Here is an 18939-nt window from a genome sequence, read left to right on the forward strand (position 1 = left end):
CTCAGAACTCCTCCTCGTTGATAAACAAGCGCATGTAGATGACGGTCATCACGACGTTTACTGCCAGCATCATCACGGCTACTGCGGCGGCCTGTCCCAGATTGAACTGCTTGAACCCTTCGTCGTACATGAAGAGCGCGAGCACCTCCGTCGCGTGCCCGGGCCCGCCTCCCGTGAGGCTCATGATCATATCGAACGTGTTGAGCGTATAGATGGTGATCAGAACCAGGTTGATGAACACGACGGGTTTTATCTGTGGCAGGGTGACGTAGCGGAACCGCTCCAGTGGTCCCGCCCCGTCCACCCGCGCCGCATCGTACAGGTGCTGTGGTACTTGCTGGAGACCGGCGTACAACATGATCATCGAAAATGCGGTGCCTCGCCACGTGTTGGCAGCGATAGTCGAGAGAAGCGCGATCTGCGGATCCGATAGAAACGAGACGACGTGGAATCCCGATTGCACGAGAAAGTAGTTCACGATCCCATAGTTGGTCTCGATTAACATGATCTTCCAGAGGATGCCGATCACGATGCCCGGGATAACCCACGCGGACAATACGGCGACGCGGGTCGTGACGCTTCCATACAGGTGTTTTTTCACCCCGTGATTGATCGCGAGGGCGAGAATCATTCCCAACACGATCTGGAGAACGACGCTAATGGCGACGAAGATGACCGTCACCCGTGCCATCGTCCAAAATGATGGTGCCGAGACAACCCGGGTGAAAGCTTCGAACCCGACGTAGTGATACGACGGTTGAATGAGGTTCATGTTCGTGAAGCTCATTCGAATGGCTTCGAGAAGCGGGTAGAGCCGGAACGTAAGCAGGAACAGCACGGCCGGGATTATCCACGTCAGTGGCGTATTTTGAATCGGTTCGAGGCGATCCGTAACATCAATGAACAGCCTGTGGACCCGCTCTGAGAACTGCTTCGATTCTACCGACATGGCTCAGATTACTCCTTGCCGAGGGGTCGTACATCGATTATCGACCGATCTATCCCTCGCTCTCACGAGGGTTATCGACGTTGTCATGTCCTTCATCCTCTTAGCTATTATATTGGGAATTCACGTTGCTGATCATCGTGTTCACCGCTTTTTCGGGGGAAGCCTGCCCCGTGATGACCTTCCCGGCGGCGGCCTGCCACTCCGAAGAGATGGTGAGATAGATCGGATAGCCGGGGCGCGCTCGGCCGTCCTCCAGCAGTTTCTTGTAGACCTGCATGTACGGGTCCTCCGAGAAATATTTCGTTCCCTCGTAGACCGATTTTCGGGTCGGCAGATTACCCGACGCCTTGCAGTACTTGGCCATATTTTCTTTCGTGGCGTACATCCCTGCCCACGCGGCGGCGGCTTTTCGCTTCGATTCGTCCGTGGCGAATACGCCCTCGGTCCAACCGCCAGTTCCCGTCGCTGCCATATCCGCCTTCATCTGGGGGATTTTAGCGACCTTCCAGTTCTTCCACGTATTTTTATCGGCCTTTTGCTTGATCACCGAAATTTGCCAGTTGCCGCCGAGGAACATCGCCGTTTCGTCGTTCAGTGCGGCCTGTCGGAGGAGCGCGTAGTCGTTGATGTTGGCGACGCGTTTCGGCGTCACCCCGGAATCGATGGTACGCTTGAAGAAGTCGAACACGTTGAGCAACGCTTTCTTGTTCGCGTCCTCTCCCAGGACGGGTTTCCCCTGGTCGTTCACGAGGTCACCGCCCTGTGCCCAGAACATGGCCAAGTTATCGAACGTCGTCGCCTCCCACTTGCCCCCGTTGTACATGTACCCGTTCATGTTCTCCTTCTGTTTGATGGTTTTTCCGACCGAGATGAGTTCGTCCCACGTCTCCGGTGGGTTTCCGTCGTTGTACTTGTCCATCAAATCCTGTCGGTAGTACAAGGCTCGACAGTCGGTGTTTTTCCACACGGATTTCCATTCACCTCCCTTGACCATCACGTCCTTGACGAACGGATACCAGTCGTCGGGGTCGTCGATCACGTCAGTTACCGGTTGGAGTTTATCGTAGAAGCTAGGCACCCAGAAGGAGTCGACCTGCGACATCGATGGCGCGCTCCCTCTGGCGGCGACCTGAAGCAGTTTCGTTTTCATCTGCTCGAGGTTCGTCTGATATTCGATGTCGATACCGGCGTCGGAGTGATCCTTCGCCCACGTTTTGAAGAACCCCTCGATGACCGTTGCCGATTCCTCGTTTTCCGTAGAAACGTGTGACGCATCAGGGAGCATCCAGTAGGTGAGCGACGTTTTCGGGTCGCTCGCTCCGATGTGGTCTTTCGTCACCAACTTCCCGGAGGATCCATCGGACCCGCTCCCACCGAGACAGCCAGCAACACTGCCGAGAAAGGCACTCAACCCCGTCGTAGCGCTTAGCTTTAGTGCGGTTCGCCGATCGAGACTTTCGGATGTGGTTTGTTTGCGCATGTCGTACTACAAGAATCCAAATCGACATTATACTATATTAATTTTTCCCTGGTGTAATAACTCACTTAGTGAATAGAACTAACAACCACTTCTTCGGTGAATTGACCAACTACTCACTGCAGTAGTAATCCATTTACCCGCTCAATTGTAATCCGTCTATGCTAATGGAGCAGACTGTATCCTTACAAGCACTACAGAATGCAGGCTTCACACAGTACGAGGCCGAAGTTTATTTGGAAATTTTGAAACGGGGATCCGCCTCGGCAATTGACCTTGCAAATGCGAGCAATGTGCCGAAATCACGTGTTTACGACGTGCTCAGGGATCTCGAATCCGATGGTCACGTCGAGATCTATAAACAGGACAATCTACGAGCACGAGTCCTAGACCCGGATGCGGTCATTGCGGACCTACGCCAACGGGCCGAATCGTTCGCCGATACGGCCGACGAACTGGACGACTTGTGGGACGAACCCGAACTCACCGAGAATGATCTGACCGTCGTTAAACGACTCGAAACCGTAATCGAACGTGCCAGACAGTACATCCGAACCGCCGAAAACGAGGTCCGGTTAGCCGTACTACCCGAACAGTTCCACGAACTCCGTCCCGTGCTCCACGAAGCTCACGACCGTGATATTTTCATCAAACTGTCCCTCTCTCCGTCGATGGACGGTTCGCTCCCCCCCGATGACTACCTCGACTTCGAGAATACGACATCGGAAGTGTGCTATCGAGAATTCCTCACACCGTTCGTCGTCATCGTCGACCATTCGAGAGTCTGTTTCGCTCCACAACGCGGGAGCGGAACGGAATTCGGCATCATCGCGGATAATCGGCAACTCACCTACGTTTTTCACTGGTACTTTCAGACGACACTGTGGGACTCGTTCGAAACGATCTACTCGGTGCACGACGCTTCACCACCACTTACCTACGTAAACATCCGTCAGTGCGTGGCCGATATCGCACCACTGTTCCACGAAGGGGCGACGATTCAGCTAACGGCACGAGGATACGACAGGGTGACGGGGGAAGAACGACACGTCTCCGGACGGGTTACCGACCTGATTTTCTCGGGACCGACGACCGACAACACCTACCCGGCACTCTGTGAAGTGTCAGGTCAAGTCTCGATATTCGTCGACGATGGGGAAACCACTCACAGTATCGGTGGGTGGCTCCCACAAGTGGAAGACATCGAACTGGAGCGATTGACGATCGAGTCCATCGAATATACAGATTAACCGGATTCGTTGGAGCGGTGTCCAGTCGTCGATCGATGTGTATCGTCCTCACCAAAAGCGGGGGAGACTGCTCGTCGCTACAACTGTTGTCCCTGGCCGTTCCTCGTGTATCGTTCCCGAAAAAGATAATTCCTGCGAGGTGTTTGACGTCCTTCGTTTCGACGACCGATCGAAGATTCGTTCGTCTCCGGTGGTGCCCGCTTATCGGTCGTCTTCGACGCCGCCGTCGAAATCGTTGTCCTTGAGCGTGAGGTCCTCCGCGTTCTCGGTGATTTGTAGGGCTGGTTTCCCGGACTCCGAGCGAGCAGAGACGTCCTCGATCAGTGTCCCATCGCCGCTTTCGACGAGCGCATGGCTTTCAGACACGTACTGCCCGCCACGAATCACACAGTTCGTGCCGTCGTTGGTCAGTGCATGGCGGCCAGCGTCGCCGCCGTGATCGACGGTAAGACCGTGGAAGATGGAGTTATCGCGATCATTGTAGATCGCGCTATACGTACCGTTCGCAGCCGCTTGTCCTGTGACGCTGGTATCCAAGAGTTTCACTCGTTTCTCACCGTCACTGATTTTTATTGCCGCACCGCCACCCGCTTCGTGTGTGACATCACAGCGCTGGATGAAGGCTGCTCCCGACCCCGGGCGAACCATTATCGCGGAGACTGCATCGTCGGTTCGTACCGTGATGGTGCTATTATTGAGATCGCTTCGGTCGGTACTTTCGTCGATCCAAACGGCCGGGCTTTCGGAAACGTTCGATTTGATATCGAGGTTTGATGCGACGACATAGCCGCCGTTATCGAATCGAAGGCCCTGTTGGGCACGCCCGAACCCGTCTTGTTGGTCGACGATGATGGTCGCGTCCTTGACGGTGCTTTCTGTCCCACCGATGCGGACGTTCGCCCCCAGACTGTTCTGGAAGCGGCCGCCTTCGACGTGAACGGACCCCGTGCCATTGGACGCATACAGTCCGTGGTCCGGGAACGACCCGAGAACGCAGTCGCGGAAAGTCATCGTCCCCGCGTTCTGATTACACAGTATTCCAGTCGGTCCCCACTCTAGTTTGTCTCCCGGTGCATTCACCGTCGCAACTGCACCGTCGGGTGCCGAAAACCGTTCGACGAGTCCCGTGCCGTCGGGTTCTGTAATGACGAACCGTCCGGGTCCCCAGGCGCCGCTATCGTGAGTGCCGATGACGTCGATGTCACGGACGACCAATCCATCGTCGGCGGCCGCTTCGATAACTCGAACGCCGGTATTCTCACGGCTCATATCGACCGTGAAATTCTCCACCCGGGGGTTCGTCACGGGGTCGTATTCGACCCCCAGTCGGAACAATTTGTAATCCCAGTCGCCGTTATCGTCGAATTCACTGAACGATGCCGGAATTAGGGTCGCGTCGTCTCCGACCATGGCGAAGTTATCGCAACCGGTGACGCGAATCCGCTTATCGATGTAGTACTCCCCACTCGGGAATTGTAACAGCGTATCGCTCCCCGCTAACTCTTCGATGATCGGTGAAATCGATTCGTCCCCGGTCGGATCTACTCCTTCATCCGTGACGTCGATTACCGTCTCGTACTGGTCTTCAAGACCGGACGTCGCGGCCACGCTTTCGCCAACCATTGCAGTCGAGCCTACAGCGACACCGGCCAGTTTGAGATACGAACGACGGTTTGTTTTAGTCTGTTTCTGTCGGTCTGGAGCCATCACGAGAATACCCATAGAGAGGAGTTTAAGATTTTATGCCCAGATTATTTCAATTATAGTAAAAAATATAAAAACTGAATTTCCAAACCATGTGGGACTATCGTCGGGAATGACCATTGTTTCATATAATTCTCTTCTCCGTACATCTCCGTGATGTGGTCATCAGTGTCTTTCTCGGATGGCTCGATGATGAGGGCTTGTGGCAACGTTGGTATTCACACCAATTGGTCGTGAGTGGACGATGCACTGATGATTGGAGACCGTGTTTCGGTTCGGCCAGAGATACGATGCAGTCGGAAAACGAACTGCCAATCCAGCTCACATCGCCGTGATTCGTTCTTCGTTCAAAGAGCCTCTGTCTGATAGAAATAGTTAAGTGTGATAGCATGCCACATGCATATGCGTCGTATTGACTTAGAAAAACACCACTCAGGACGTTTGCCTGTCGTCCACGCCCGAAGCAGATGTCGTCCTATCGTCTGCCTTCACTGGCTCACAATTTTTCCCACTCAACGCCTGATCTCGGTAGTCCATCGAAACGAAGCAACGTGGTGAGCGTTCACTCCCTAGTGCGTTGAGAGCAGCAATCTCGGCTTCCGCACACCCTCGTTATGTTATGCAATTCAAATGACATAACTACTAGTTTAGGAGGTTCGCTGCCGTATAAGGGGTCAAAATGTCCACCAGTACCACCGAACGATCGGCTCTGGCAGGTCCTCGAATGAAAGCCGTCGTGGCGACGAAATACGGATCCCCAGATGTTCTCCGTGTTACAGAGGTCGCAAAACCGACACCCAAGAATAACGAGGTACTGATACGGATCGCCGCAACGACGGTTGGACCGTCGGATTCTGCCTTTCGGCGAGGCAAACCGTTTGTCGTGCGATTCTTCAGCGGGCTCACGAAGCCGAACTCCATTCTGGGAGACGTGCTCGCCGGAGAGGTCGAGGCAGTCGGTAGCGACGTCACACGATTTGGTGAAGGCGATCGAGTGTTTGGAACCGCTGCTCCCGATAGTGGTGCGCATGCCGAGTACATCTGTCTCCCCGAAGATGGAGCGCTTGCGGTAATGCCGTCGAATATGAGCGATAGCGAAGCTGCCGCAGTTTGTGATGGAGCACTCACGGCGATGGGATTCCTTCGAGATACGGCGGATATTCAGCGTGGCCAATCGATCCTCATCAACGGGGCATCCGGATCGATCGGGACCTTTGCGGTCCAGCTCGCCAACCACTTCGGAGCCGAGATCACCGGCGTCTGCAGTACGAAAAACGTTGACCTGGTGAAATCGCTCGGTGCCGATACGGTCATCGACTATACGCAAACGAACTTCACTACGCTCGGCAAGGAATACGACATCATATTCGACACGGTAGGCAAGAGTTCGTATTCGCGGTGTGAAGACTCGCTCAAGCGAGGTGGGATCTATATGACGACGGTTCCGTCACCGGCGATCCTGTTCCAGATGGGGTGGACAAAGCTATCCGGCAGTAAACGGGCAGTCTTCACCGCCACCGGGTTGAAATCACCGGAAGAGAAGGTCGCCCATCTCCAGTCCTTGAGGAAACTTATCGAAGCCGAAGAAATCCACTCGGTGATCGACAGACGGTACTCGCTGGACGAAATCGCGGACGCTCACCGATACGTCGATACGGGGCACAAAACAGGGAACGTCGTCATTACACTGTCATAAGTTAGTATTCAATACTAACATCGACGTGGTTTACTCCCTTATCGCGAATCTCGTGCGATGATACGTTAAGACTTCCACGGATATCCCTTTCGACGCTGGTCGTCATTTCTTCGTAACTGATGATCAATTCCACTCCGTGATTCGAAAGTTGGGGCAACTACTCCGTTTCATCATCCACAGCGAACGAACCATAATCGATCTCCCCTGCTCGGTCGAATCGGAGCATTTGGACTCCCGTACTCGACGTCTCGGCAGTCGTCAGCACGAGGGCTGCTGGAATCGTTCCGCCCTCGAACAACCGTTTCCCGTCTCCCAAAACTAGGGGGAAGATCCAGAGCCAGAACTCATCGACTAGATCGTGTGCAAGCAGGGTCTGGATCAGATCGTGGCTCCCCTGCACCATAATCACGTCCCCGCGTTCGTCCTTGAGGTCCTCGATGGCTTCCGCGACATCGCCTGAAAGGAGCGTCGAGTTGTTCCATTCCACCGCATCGAGGGTTCTGGAGGCAACGTATTTGGGCATGTTATTCAACTTCTCTGTCATGGGGTCACCCTCCGCATCGACGTTGGGCCAATGGGCGGCGAAGATCTCGTACGTTTTTCTGCCGAGCAACAGCGCATCGGTCTCCGCGAATTGATCGTCCATGACATCTCCCATCTTCTCATCCCAGTAGTTGACCGACCACCCCCCATGCTCGAAGCCACCGTCACGGTCTTCCTCTGGACCACCTGGTGCCTGCATCACTCCATCGAGTGTCAAGAACGTTCCTACCACGATTTTTCCCGTTCCTTCGTCCGTGTTTGTCTCGCTCATTATAGGGACATCAATCGCTATATTCCTGCAAGACCGTTGTGGCTCAGCAAGTCGATGTATTCCTGCGATAACGATATTCGATAGTTGGGCTTTTTCCTCATTTGTACAGTCTCCGACGTGCTACTCCGGTGCGTTTCCCGGGAAGCGGTCCGGTTTCTCCTTCATACGCTAGACCGTCTCGATATTCAGTGAAACCACGCAGTAACTGGTGATTCGCTCCGGCGAAAATGATAATAACCAACCGATTGTGAAAGACTAGCATGGCAACCGAAACTCCGCGGGAAAGTCGTCACGAGGAGATCGAGGAGATACTAAAGACAAAAGATGGTGGCGTAACGGAGGTCCGAGATGAAGCGGATAAGTACACGGTTGTCGGTGCCGCTCACCGACGTACTTTCGCTAACTGGTTGACGCCGATCGAAGAACACTTCGTCTGCCATCGAAACGATATTCCGGACATCGATGCTGATACATGGACCATCTCCCTCACTGGTCACGTCGACGCCGAACTCTCGCTGTCCGACATCATCAACGAGTTTCCGAGGGTTGCGGTAGCACACACGATGGAATGTGCGGGCAACGGTCGCGGCCAACATCGACCCGAAACTGGCAGCGTACAGTGGGGTTTCGAAGCCGGAGCGACCGCTGTCTGGACTGGAACTCCTGTCCGTTCGATTCTCCACGCGAACGGAATAAAATCACCTGCTGAAAAGTGGCTCACTGCTATCGGAGGTGATCCATCGGATGGCGACGACGTGTTCGCTCGTTCGATACCTCTCACGAAGGTGTTCGACGACTGCATCCTCGCCTACGAAATGAACGGCAAACCGCTCCCACGAGAACACGGCTATCCGGTTCGACTGATCGTTCCCGGCTGGTATGGCGTTAACAACGTGAAGTGGGTCGATGAGCTCAAGATCATGGATTCCATGGTGGTCGAGGGTTCTCTCGATAGACCGGGAGAACATGCGTTTTGGCAACAAGTCGCCTATCGCTTGCACCCACAGGGAATCGAGCCCGACACGAATGAGGTTGCCAATACAGGGGACACGTGGGACCAACTAGAGAATGGCGTCAAATACCCGTATACGTTCGACACAAACGTGATGTCAGTGATCGGGACACCGGATGGCGAGTCAAACATCCCAGCACAAACCGAGCCGGTCGAAGTACGCGGTGTTACCTGGGCGGGGGATAACGCAGTCGAACGCGTGGAGGTTTCAACTGACGATGGCGAGACGTGGAACGACGCGGAACTATTCGGCCCTGCGTATGACGGTGCATGGCGGCTATTTCGGTACGATTGGAACGCCACACCAGGACAACATGTCCTCATGTCGCGTGCGACGGATGAACTCGGCCGACGGCAACCCGAACACATCTCCGATCCGGATGGGTGGCACGATGGCCTCGATGGGGACAACTTCCCTTGGAACGAAGGTGGGTACGCCGCGAACGCCTACGAACCGAACGCTGTAACTGTCGAAGTCCGCAAATCGGATGAACACTCTCAACATGAAAATTGAAGCTGTGATGTAGCTTGTCAATTCCCGTCGGCAAATTCAGTATGCGGGTTAGAGTGGCCCATCGCCACTTCGGGGCCGACAGACTAGGTCCCACACTCTGAATCACGAGTAAAGACGTGAGTAGATAATTGAATCGATTAGGGGGAGAAGTTCGTGGACCTGCACCACCATCAACGCCATAAATAGGAGCGCATAGATAACCGATCCTTTGGGGAGCGCAGGGATACCGGTCGCAAGAATCTCGTCAAACTGCGGAATCACGAGGATTGACGAACTTAGCTCCAAATCGTTTTACTGACGATCACATATTTAGAGGATGAACTGGAATTGATAGTATGAACATCACGACTAGCGGGGTAGTGAAATTCCTCTTGATTTTCAGTCTCGTCGGGAGTATTGTCAACGGACAGAGGATAGGCGCGTTGATCAGCCTCACCCTCCTCGTCCTCTGGTACGAGTGGCGAGAATACAAGCAAAAGAACAGCCAAGGCGGGTCTCGGAAAGATACCGAAGACGGGGGAGAACCCACTACGGACTCAGTTTGACCCCGATTAGAATGGACAACGAGGGATCGTATTCAGCCGTTGGCTCGTCAGTTCGGAATACTTCGGTTCTCTTTCAATCAAGCCGACTTCGATTGTCGGTGGTGAGGGTAATATTGTAATCGAGGGGGTCGCGGTTGCGACCCCCTCGTGTTCGCAAGATCAGACGCATTCTACCGTAACCGACACACTACCATGTTTCACCGGCAATGTGGTGTGAATCTCGGGTGGCGACGTCACCGAAGAAGGGGTTCTGCGAACCTCCGTGAGTACAACGCTTTAATCAGCGTCCTCCCTCCGCTACTTCCCCGTTGGCTTCGTGGACTTGCATCCACCTGGCTAAGTCGAGGTGGGCGAACATCATCTCGATGTGATGACCACCGACGCCCGTCGCGTTATCGACCGACAGCGTTCGTGACTCGTCGTGACACAGGTATGACACACAAATAAATCAGCACTTTATATCCGCGTACAAGGGAGCCAGAAAGGAGGACAAGCGTTACCCTAGTTTGCGAAAGGGGGGCTGGAGCCGAGTGTCAAAACCGTCGTCAATGTATGCCTGAATGTCACTAGAGATTCGACACGTTTAAACGATCTCTACTCGGTGGTTTCGTCGCTATAATCTGACTATCAGTTATCGTTTTGTCCATTCCCATCGGCAGCGACGGGGTTGGGAGCGGATTGTGCCGACTCCGATTCAACCGGCGTGATACGTACGTCGGTAACTTTGTACTCGGGGACGTGAGCCTGTGGATCCAAGTGTTCTGCATCGGTCAACCTGTTGGCAATACCGTCGTCGCCGAAATAGTGCATCGGCACAAATATTACGTCTTCGCTTGGCCGTTCGGTTACCTGTGCCAGTACCGTAATCGAATCCGCTCGAGACGTCACTTTGACGTATTCTTCGTCGGAGATACCGAGTTTCTCCGCCGTAGCGGGGTGGATTTCGGCGAACAGTTCATCCGTATACGATCGAATTCCGGGTTCCCGGTTGCTCATCGTCCCGGTGTGATACTGATAAAGGACGCGACCCGTCGTCAACGCCAGCGGGAATTCCTCGTCGTCCATGTCTGCTTCGACCGGGCCTGAGACATCGGTCGGGAACATGTGGGCCTTTCCATCGTCCGTGTTGAACTCGTCCAAATACAGGTTCGGTGTACCAGGATGGTCTTCATCCCAACACGGCCACGGGATACTCCCTTCGATCTCAAGCCGTTCGTGTGTGATGCCAGCGTAAATCGGCGTGAGTTCGTTGATCTCGTCCATTATCTCGCTCGGGTTCCGGAATCCCCAGTCGTAGCCGAATCGTTTAGCGAGTTTTTGAGTGATCTCCCAGTCGGGTTTCGCGTTGCCAGGTGGATCGACCGCCCGTTTAACGAGTTGAACGTGACGGGTGGAACTCGTAAATGTCCCGTTCGTCTCGACCGACGCGTTTGCAGGGAGGACGACATCTGCATGCTTTGCGGTGTCGGTGAGGAAGATATCCTGTACGGCGAGGAAGTCCAGTCCAGTGATGATCTCGTCAGTGTGATTGAGATTGGGTTCCGAGTAGATGGGATTCTCTCCCTGCACGAACATCCCACGTATTTCGTCATCGTCGGCCGCGAGGAACTGTTCGGTGACAGTGAGGCCCCGCTTATCCGGAAGGTCAACGCCGTAGGCATCTTCGAACTTCTCTCGAGTTTCGTCAGTTGTTACTTTCTGATACCCCGGGAAGTTTCCAGGTGTTGGTCCCATGTCACCACCCCCACCTTGGACGTTATTCTGACCACGGAACGGTGCAAGCCCCGATTTTTCCGTTCCAACGTGGCCGGTGACGAGCGCAAGGTTCGCCATGGAAATGACGTTCTCGGTGCCGTGGCTATGTTCGGTCAGCCCGAGCGTCCAGCAGAACACACACGAGTCGGCCTTGGCGATGGTTTCCGCAGCGTTTTTCAGTTCCTCCGGTGGAACGTTCGTCTTCTCTTCAACGAACTCAGGCGTGAACTTCTCAACACCTTCTTTCACCTCCTCGAAGCCGACCGTTCGTTCCTCGATGAACTCTTCGTCGTGCAGATCGTTTTCGATAATGTATCGGGTCAATCCGTTGATCCAAACAGTGTCATAGCCGGGTTTCACGCGGGAATATTGCGTGGCAAATTGGGCCATCTGGATCTTCCGTGGGTCAAAGACGAACGCGTCTGCGCCGTTATCCTTGATATTCTGTTTGATTTTGGTCGCTAGGACCGGGTGAGCTTCCGTCGTGTTCGACCCCGCCATGACGTAACAGTCGGCATTCTCGAACGCATCGATTCCTGACGAGGCAGCCCCGAATCCTACCGTTTGCGACAGTCCCGCGACGGTCGGCGAGTGACAGAGCCGGTTGCAGTTATCGATGTTGTTCGTTCCGAGTACTTGCCGGGCGAACTTCTGCATCAAGTAGTTTGCCTCGTTCGAGGTCCGAGACGAAGAGATAACGCCCAGTGCGTCAGCCCCGTGTCGCTCTTTGATCCTCCCGAGTTCCGCGACGATGCGTTTGATCGCCTCGTCCCATGAGGCTTCCCGGAACTCACCGTTCTCCTTTATAAGCGGCTGGGTAAGTCTGTCCTCACTATTGACGTACTCATAGCTGAACTTTCCTTTGACACAGGTCGAAATTCCATTTATCGGTGCTTTTTCGGGGTTCGGACGCACGCCGAGAACTTCGCCATCCTTCGAATAGATATCGAACCGACAGCCGACAGCGCAGTAACCACACGTCGTGTCGGTCACATCGACATCCTTGAGTCGGTAGTCGCTTACCGCGTCAGCCGTCTCGAACAACTTCCCCTCGGACATCGTGTTCGCGGCGAAGCTTTCGGCAGCGTGTTCGAGGGCTTCAAAAGCACTGCCGTCTTCGAGTTTTTCCGTTGTGGATTGAGCCTGTTCTTTCGCTCTAGACATGAAGCCTGCGACGCCTTTCTTTTCAGTATCGTCATCAGTCATCGTCGAATTCGGCACCTCCTTTGCGCTGTTTTCGGTGTTCTTTCATCGGCGTCATCTGCCGAGATTGATGCTCATAATCGTCGCCAATGGTCTTGCCGATGCTGTTCTCCTGTGTGAACCCAGGAATCGGAATCGTCGCAACGTCGGTCATTTTTTGTTCGACAAGCGCACCGGTTGGACAAACAGTCGCACAATGACCACAGGAGACACACGTCGATTCCATCATCGTCTCCATGCCATTCTGGAACCCGATTCGTGTGTCGTCCCCGTTCCCTTCTATCCGCAACACCCCTTCCACCTGCACATCGTTACAGGCTTCGACGCAACGATTGCAGAGGATACACTTGTTGCGGTCGATTTGAATGAATGGTGATGACTCGTCCAGTGGTTCGTACTCATCACGGTCGTCGAGGACACCGTATCGTGGCTCGACGACGTTGTTTTCAATAGAAACATCCTGAAGCTCACATCGACCGTTCTTTCCGCAGGTCGTACACCGAAGGTTATGGTCCGAAAGCAGAAGATCGAGATTCACGTCACGTGCGTTTGCTGCTACTTCGGCATCCGTTCGAACGACCATACCGTCCTCTGCCGGGAAGCTACACGATGGAACGATACCATGATTTTCTGTTTCGACCATGCATGTCCGACACTCGCTTCGCGGACCGATTCGGTCGTCTCCATCGTAGGAGCAAAGTGCCGGAACATTCTCTTCAGCGTCAGTTTGCTTGATGGCGTCGAGAAGCGTTCCCCCTTCCTCCACCGTTACTGTTTCACCGTTGATGGTGATTCTCGCACTTTCCGAAGTCTCGACGACTGGGTCGTTCGCTGTCCCTGTCTGGATATAGTCATTCAGCGGAAGGTCGGGACCGTCGTGGGAATCTTCCCAAATGGAATCAGAACTCATTTTCCCTCGGGGTATTGCTGTTTCCTCCTCGAAACTCTCCTGCCTTCTCAGATGAACGTAACTCGGGTTCCATTAGGTAATGCAATCGATTGAAATTCACTCGGGAATTTACTTAGCTATGATGGCAGAATTATTGTCTATAACCAATATAATATTGGATATATTTGAATGCGGTTTCCAGAAACCATAGGTATCTTTCCCCAGGCACACGTTCAGCCATCCTCCATCGTTCGGTGGTCGTCGTTCGTGTACGCACAGTCAGAATATATCGCGACTTCGCGATAGCTCAGCCGTGCAACCATTACGTCGTTCGTCTTGGCGACGTTCTACGCGTGCTCAAGCACATCGAGGTACTTGTCCTCGACTTGCTGACTCTCGGCACGCATCTCGCGAAAGTTGACCAGTTCGGTATTCTGTTCCGAGCGCCGCACTGTTTCGAAAAGCTGGCGGCCTGCATTCGAGGCCCAATCAGAATTCGATTGTAGAGCGTATACCATCTTCCTCCAACGATCCAAACGAGGGCTATATCGATTCCAAATCCTGGTTGTTCATCAGTAGCGATTGTTTCCATTATGATCATTATACTGTTCGATGTAATTGTCGTCTTAGCCGCTGGTTCAGATCTGGACTCGTATCTCTCCGTATATTTGTACCATACTTGGGGAGTCTTTCAATCGCCGATCGTATTTTCTTTGTTTGGTTTGACAGTGAACGTGGTCCCTACCGATTCGTGTGACTCCTACTGATTCGGATTAGACGGCATGGAACGAAGAGGATTGGAACACATTGAGTTGAGGATGTCCCAGAGTCCTCCCTCCGTTAACCGTCGCCAATTTCTACAAGCGACCATTGCTTCGACCACCGTGCTTGGAACTATCTCGACGGCAACGGCCAGTCAATCGCACGGCCCCTCCCAATATTCCCTCGAACAGGACGGAAAATGTATTCCTATCGAACCGCTCTCAAAGGGACTTCCTGTGGAGAAATTTTATGACTTCCGGACACCATTTACCCATCCGTCATCGTTCCGGTACGCCTCTTTCGGGACGACAAACCTACAACGGAAGAATACGAGCATCCTCTTTCTTTACCAGGGACCGAAAGGGCTGAGTCTCGTCGCGGTTCACGATAAGAAGGGTGTTGGCTCGGGGGGTGCGGTCACGTTCCGAATCACCAATCTTCCTGCAGATGGAGAGATTGCCGTCAAAGACGATAAGTATCCACTTCAGACGAATTACGACCAGTGGGACCTCTCGAAATACCGCAATTCGGACGGAAAGAAAGTGGCGACCCTTGAGGCCAGTTGGGCCCACGGTAAAAAACGCACAGATGGTATGGCCTATCGGGGACTGGGTAACGATTTTGAGTTTACCATTAATCCCGAGTTCAACCAGAAAGCCGTCCTCTCAAATGACACCCATGGAGAAATAAAGCGATGGGAAGTTCTCTCGGGGGACATAAACAACCCCACGCGAACGAAGCTGAATATGAACAAACCGGTCACAATCTCGTCGAAATCGTGCCAGCCGAAGACGACAACACGGCAAACGACCCGAACAACCAAGACGACCAAAACAACCCAAACAAAAACGAGTAGCAACACAGCTACGACAACAGTGAAACAAGCGACCAAGAGTACGAACGACAAACAATCCGTCCTCGGACAGATTTGGAACGACTTTAGTTCGGTACTCCATTCGATAGAGTCCTTTTTCACTAGTCTATTCTGAGAGTATAAGCGCCTCACGGCCATCGATTCTGTCGAATCTGGTCCGCTCACCGCTCATTTTCTTCGTCTCTAAAGATCAATTCCGTCACTGAAACACGAGATCATATCAGAGCTTCCGAGCTGCACCCTCTCCTTCGTGGAAGGCTTTTCTCTACCATCAGGCACTCAATAACAATACTCGAAGCGCACGATAGAAGAATTGCGAGCGTCGCACTACATCAGTCAGGTTGTCGTGTCGTGTGACGCTTGAGCATCGTCAACGAACAAACTCCGCGCCTGATGCCGAACGTCCGTTGTGTGGTTGTGCTGGCACGACCACGCATCGTTTCACGAGAACGGGTTGCTTGTTGGTAGAAGCACCATCGACACCACGTCGATGGCGGCCACTTCGTGGCCCCGGTGGTTCGATTCCACCCCCGTTCGTGAACCATGTCTCAATGAATCTCGGATACGGTTCGGTCACCTGTAGTTTATCGGATACCGTCACGAACCACTAGGTATGTCACCCACGTCTTACCGATGTGTCTGTGGGGCGACTCTCGAGTTCAAACAGGACCTCATCAGGGAACAGGGTGATGTCTATCCAACGTGGAAGTGTAAAGACTGTGGAACGCCAGTTCCTGGACAAATCGGCGAGAAATTGAAACACCAACATCCATCTTGATCGAACATATCGCTGTCAAGGTCGGCGACTTGACCACGAGTATCGTGTTCTCTATTTTCGTAGCCGTCAATTCAGTACCAACCAGAGAACAACCCGCGGACTCAACTTTCTCTTCTTCACGAAGCGTCGGTCGTGTACTCCATTGAGATAGTGAGCTCAACGTCCGAGTGCATTATTGAAGGGATATCTACGTTGGGATTCTACTGTTCAATAGCTCTCTTATCCGCCAGTTTGTAGATTGTATTCTTCATATATAAATTATAAAATTATATTGTGGAGTTGTATAATCTATATCTAGAGACATAATGCAACCAGACGACCAGCAGACGTCTCGACGGACGGTTCTCCGATCAGTTGGCTCACTCGGTGTCGTGGGTATCGCTACCACTGAAATAACCGGTCTTACACAGGGGGAACCCGGCGAGCAAGTAAAACGAATCACGGGACATCTCGAACCGGATGTTCAGAACTGGGTGTACGTTCCGTTCGATGTCGAGGACGATATTACCGAACTACACGTCGAATATGAGTATAACAAATCGGCCGAGAACCTGCTCGATATCGGCATTTTCGACTCCGATGGGCACGCATCTGACGACGTGAGTGGGTTCCGAGGATGGTCCGGTGGTGCACGAACCAAGTTCATGCTCTCTCGTTCGGAGGCGACACCGGGATACTATCCTGGTGAAATCCAGGCCGGAACGTGGTACATCATTCTGGGTCCGTACCGTGTCGGTGCAGAAGGCATAGATTACACGATCGACGTCACCATGCGGTCGTCCACCCCGGGACCCGCTTTCGAGCCACAACCAGCACCAAGCACCCCCGTCAACGAAACCGCAGGCTGGTATCGGGGTGACTTACATCTCCACACCGTTCATTCCGATGGTTCGTATACTCCCGCTGACCTCGTTTCCGGGGTCGTCGATGCTGGCCTCGATTTCTTCGTCTCGACGGAGCACAACACGACGACCGCGAACCAGATTTGGGGCAAACACACCCGTCCAAATCTGCTCATCGTCAACGGTGAGGAGGTAACCACACGTGCGGGCCACTACGGTGCACTCGGTCTCGATTCGGACCAATGGATCGATTGGCGGTACAAACCCACGGATGACGATTTGTCGTCTCACGTCGAGCAGGTACACGATGTCGGAGGACTCGCTGTGGCGAATCATCCATTCTGCCCCTACAAAGGCTGTGATTGGCGATTCGGCTATGAGGTAATGGACGCCATCGAAGTTTGGAACGGACCGTGGACGTGGGAAGACGAGGCCGCACTCCAGACGTGGGACCGAATGCTTCGTGAAGGGCACTATCTTCCGGCTGTCGGGGCGAGTGACGCACACGATTACGACGACCAAATCGGCTTGCCACACACGATTGTCTACGCATCGGAACTCGGAACAGATGCCATTCTCTCCGGTATTTCATCCGGGAACAGTTATCTCGCGCGTTCAGACTCCGTTTCCGTCGATTTGCAAGCGATCAGTGGTTGTCGGAGCGTGATTCCGGGGCAATATCTTCGACGCCCGGAGGATGCGCCTATCGAAGTTGAGATGACTGTAACGGGAGTAAAGGACGCAACTGTTACGTTCCACACGCAGGACAGTATTGTCAAGGCCGTCTCCCTGGCTAGCGATTCGGAACAGGTCTCGTACACTACCAATGCGAAAGCCGCCGAATTTGTTCGTGTTGAAATCAGAGATTCGGACGATACCATGGTTGGGCTCACGAATCCAGTTTTCTTCGAATCAGCATAACGAACCCTCGCTTCAGCTTTTTTCTCCCTGGCACACCGAATGACGTTCACGGACCGCACTGATCAGCGAAGGTTCGCGGAACGTACGGATGCAACGGCCGAGAAACAGCAATCCCTAGACGGTGAGAAAATCAGCTTTGACCCGATAAGTAGTGGTCCAATGGCTCTGCAGAATCCCAGTAGAAATCGAGAAGGCGGTGACCCCAACATCGAGCTTCCTCCGTCTCGGCGATGAATACTGCCTGAGGGTCGTAAGTCCCGTCCAACGTCGGTAGTGAAAGGAGAAGACAGTCATCAGTAACGGTAACCGTAACAGAAACGTCTGTCACGCGCATTGTCTCCTTGGCCTCTATTCGTGACGAGATGGTTTCCTGGATGACGTCGTCGAAAACGGCTTCATCAAAAATGAGTCGCTCTATTTCACCAGTGGTGCCTGCATCGGCCAATTGCTCGTCGTACACTGGTGTGATAGCGCTGATTGCGTTCGCATTTATCAATCGTTCTTCGATTTCAGAGATAGCATTTGATGGTCGCGTTTCGGTAGCCGTTACTACCTGGCCACCAGCAAGCTCTGAAAGACGAAGCCGGAAACGTGGCGGTATTGCAGTCACGTCGTGAGTCTGCCAGAAGTCGGAATCAATCGCAAGTACTGACTCGGTTTGTTGGCAGTTGTCGATGATTTTGGCCGCGACTTTCCCCAGTCCAGTTAGCGACCAGTGGTTCGCTTGCGGGCTATGTATCAATCCTTGTTCCTGGAAGCGAGTTAGTGTGTTGTACACACCCGACTCGCTAGCGAGATCGGAGTCTAGCAGCGATTGGGTCGAATTACAGTCGTTAGCGATCGCAATGAGAATAGACGTTCGTACATCAGATCGGAGTAAAGAGTCGATTAATGACGAGTCATTCATAGCCAGAGTCTTTTATCCGGTCTCATCATTTTTTCGCCTCGCACAAA

General features: G+C 53.3%; 14 protein-coding genes. 6 read left to right on the top strand and 8 right to left on the bottom strand.

Annotation, left to right across the window (positions count from 1 at the left end; translation table 11 throughout):
* Position 1 precedes the first annotated feature (1 nt).
* Positions 2-949 (bottom strand): carbohydrate ABC transporter permease, encoded by a 948-nt coding sequence (locus tag NKF26_RS17520; RefSeq protein WP_253226999.1) that lies wholly within the window; start codon positions 947-949, stop codon positions 2-4.
* A gap of 100 nt (positions 950-1049) precedes the next feature.
* Positions 1050-2429, bottom strand: a complete 1380-nt coding sequence (locus tag NKF26_RS17525; RefSeq protein ID WP_253226998.1) for an extracellular solute-binding protein — start codon at positions 2427-2429, stop codon at positions 1050-1052.
* 164 nt (positions 2430-2593) lie between these two features.
* Here NKF26_RS17525 and NKF26_RS17530 point away from each other — a divergent pair, with 164 nt between their 5' ends.
* Positions 2594-3676, top strand: coding sequence for a TrmB family transcriptional regulator (locus NKF26_RS17530; protein WP_253226997.1), 1083 nt, complete (start codon positions 2594-2596; stop codon positions 3674-3676).
* Between the two features lie 201 nt (positions 3677-3877).
* Here the strand turns inward: NKF26_RS17530 and NKF26_RS17535 are convergent, their stop codons facing one another.
* A complete protein-coding gene (locus NKF26_RS17535; RefSeq protein WP_253226996.1) occupies positions 3878-5299 on the bottom strand; it encodes a right-handed parallel beta-helix repeat-containing protein in 1422 nt (473 codons plus the stop codon).
* An 805-nt stretch (positions 5300-6104) separates the two neighbouring features.
* Here NKF26_RS17535 and NKF26_RS17540 point away from each other — a divergent pair.
* Positions 6105-7076: an NAD(P)-dependent alcohol dehydrogenase gene (locus NKF26_RS17540; RefSeq protein ID WP_253226995.1), complete on the top strand. Its 972-nt coding sequence runs from the start codon at positions 6105-6107 to the stop codon at positions 7074-7076.
* Positions 7077-7233: 157 nt separating this feature from the next.
* Here NKF26_RS17540 and NKF26_RS17545 read toward each other — a convergent pair whose 3' ends face one another.
* A complete protein-coding gene (locus NKF26_RS17545; RefSeq protein ID WP_253234670.1) occupies positions 7234-7890 on the bottom strand; it encodes a dihydrofolate reductase family protein in 657 nt (218 codons plus the stop codon).
* 260 nt (positions 7891-8150) lie between these two features.
* On the opposite strand from NKF26_RS17545, the gene NKF26_RS17550 reads away from it, so the two are divergent.
* Both NKF26_RS17550 and NKF26_RS17555 read left to right on the top strand, forming a co-directional pair.
* A complete protein-coding gene (locus NKF26_RS17550) occupies positions 8151-9416 on the top strand; it encodes a sulfite oxidase (RefSeq protein ID WP_253226993.1) in 1266 nt (421 codons plus the stop codon).
* Between the two features lie 335 nt (positions 9417-9751).
* Positions 9752-9961: a hypothetical protein gene (locus NKF26_RS17555; RefSeq protein WP_253226992.1), complete on the top strand. Its 210-nt coding sequence runs from the start codon at positions 9752-9754 to the stop codon at positions 9959-9961.
* Between the two features lie 280 nt (positions 9962-10241).
* Here NKF26_RS17555 and NKF26_RS17560 read toward each other — a convergent pair whose 3' ends face one another.
* The 3 genes from NKF26_RS17560 to NKF26_RS17570 form a co-directional block, all read right to left on the bottom strand.
* On the bottom strand, positions 10242-10400 hold the full coding sequence (locus NKF26_RS17560) for a hypothetical protein (protein WP_253226991.1): 159 nt from the start codon (positions 10398-10400) through the stop codon (positions 10242-10244).
* A gap of 188 nt (positions 10401-10588) precedes the next feature.
* A complete protein-coding gene (gene fdhF, locus NKF26_RS17565; protein WP_253234671.1) occupies positions 10589-12922 on the bottom strand; it encodes a formate dehydrogenase subunit alpha in 2334 nt (777 codons plus the stop codon).
* The gene (locus NKF26_RS17570) at positions 12915-13829 is read right to left on the bottom strand and encodes a 2Fe-2S iron-sulfur cluster-binding protein (RefSeq protein ID WP_253226989.1); all 915 of its coding nucleotides are present in this window, start codon (positions 13827-13829) and stop codon (positions 12915-12917) included. The genes fdhF and NKF26_RS17570 overlap by 8 nt, the downstream gene beginning before the upstream one ends.
* Positions 13830-14590: 761 nt before the next feature.
* Here NKF26_RS17570 and NKF26_RS17575 point away from each other — a divergent pair.
* A complete protein-coding gene (locus tag NKF26_RS17575; protein ID WP_253234672.1) occupies positions 14591-15559 on the top strand; it encodes a hypothetical protein in 969 nt (322 codons plus the stop codon).
* A 968-nt stretch (positions 15560-16527) separates the two neighbouring features.
* The gene (locus NKF26_RS17580) at positions 16528-17985 is read left to right on the top strand and encodes a CehA/McbA family metallohydrolase (RefSeq protein WP_253226987.1); all 1458 of its coding nucleotides are present in this window, start codon (positions 16528-16530) and stop codon (positions 17983-17985) included.
* 130 nt (positions 17986-18115) lie between these two features.
* Here the strand turns inward: NKF26_RS17580 and NKF26_RS24445 are convergent, their stop codons facing one another.
* Positions 18116-18763 carry a transcriptional regulator FilR1 domain-containing protein gene (locus NKF26_RS24445; RefSeq protein WP_253234673.1) on the bottom strand — a complete coding sequence of 216 codons (648 nt, stop codon included), beginning with the start codon at positions 18761-18763 and terminating at the stop codon, positions 18116-18118.
* Between the last annotated feature and the right edge of the window lie 176 nt (positions 18764-18939).

This window comes from Haladaptatus sp. AB618, assembly GCF_024136965.1.
GTDB lineage: Archaea > Halobacteriota > Halobacteria > Halobacteriales > Haladaptataceae > Haladaptatus.

What these genes read in the sequence shown, in the direction of transcription:
- NKF26_RS17520 (WP_253226999.1), bottom strand. Translation starts at nt 949, where the DNA reads ATGTCGGTAGAATCGAAGCAGTTCTCAGAGCGGGTCCACAGGCTGTTC.
- NKF26_RS17525 (WP_253226998.1), bottom strand. Translation starts at nt 2,429, where the DNA reads ATGCGCAAACAAACCACATCCGAAAGTCTCGATCGGCGAACCGCACTA.
- NKF26_RS17530 (WP_253226997.1), top strand. Translation starts at nt 2,594, where the DNA reads ATGGAGCAGACTGTATCCTTACAAGCACTACAGAATGCAGGCTTCACA.
- NKF26_RS17535 (WP_253226996.1), bottom strand. Translation starts at nt 5,299, where the DNA reads ATGGTTGGCGAAAGCGTGGCCGCGACGTCCGGTCTTGAAGACCAGTAC.
- NKF26_RS17540 (WP_253226995.1), top strand. Translation starts at nt 6,105, where the DNA reads ATGAAAGCCGTCGTGGCGACGAAATACGGATCCCCAGATGTTCTCCGT.
- NKF26_RS17545 (WP_253234670.1), bottom strand. Translation starts at nt 7,890, where the DNA reads ATGAGCGAGACAAACACGGACGAAGGAACGGGAAAAATCGTGGTAGGA.
- NKF26_RS17550 (WP_253226993.1), top strand. Translation starts at nt 8,151, where the DNA reads ATGGCAACCGAAACTCCGCGGGAAAGTCGTCACGAGGAGATCGAGGAG.
- NKF26_RS17555 (WP_253226992.1), top strand. Translation starts at nt 9,752, where the DNA reads ATGAACATCACGACTAGCGGGGTAGTGAAATTCCTCTTGATTTTCAGT.
- fdhF (WP_253234671.1), bottom strand. Translation starts at nt 12,922, where the DNA reads ATGACTGATGACGATACTGAAAAGAAAGGCGTCGCAGGCTTCATGTCT.
- NKF26_RS17570 (WP_253226989.1), bottom strand. Translation starts at nt 13,829, where the DNA reads ATGAGTTCTGATTCCATTTGGGAAGATTCCCACGACGGTCCCGACCTT.
- NKF26_RS17575 (WP_253234672.1), top strand. Translation starts at nt 14,591, where the DNA reads ATGGAACGAAGAGGATTGGAACACATTGAGTTGAGGATGTCCCAGAGT.
- NKF26_RS17580 (WP_253226987.1), top strand. Translation starts at nt 16,528, where the DNA reads ATGCAACCAGACGACCAGCAGACGTCTCGACGGACGGTTCTCCGATCA.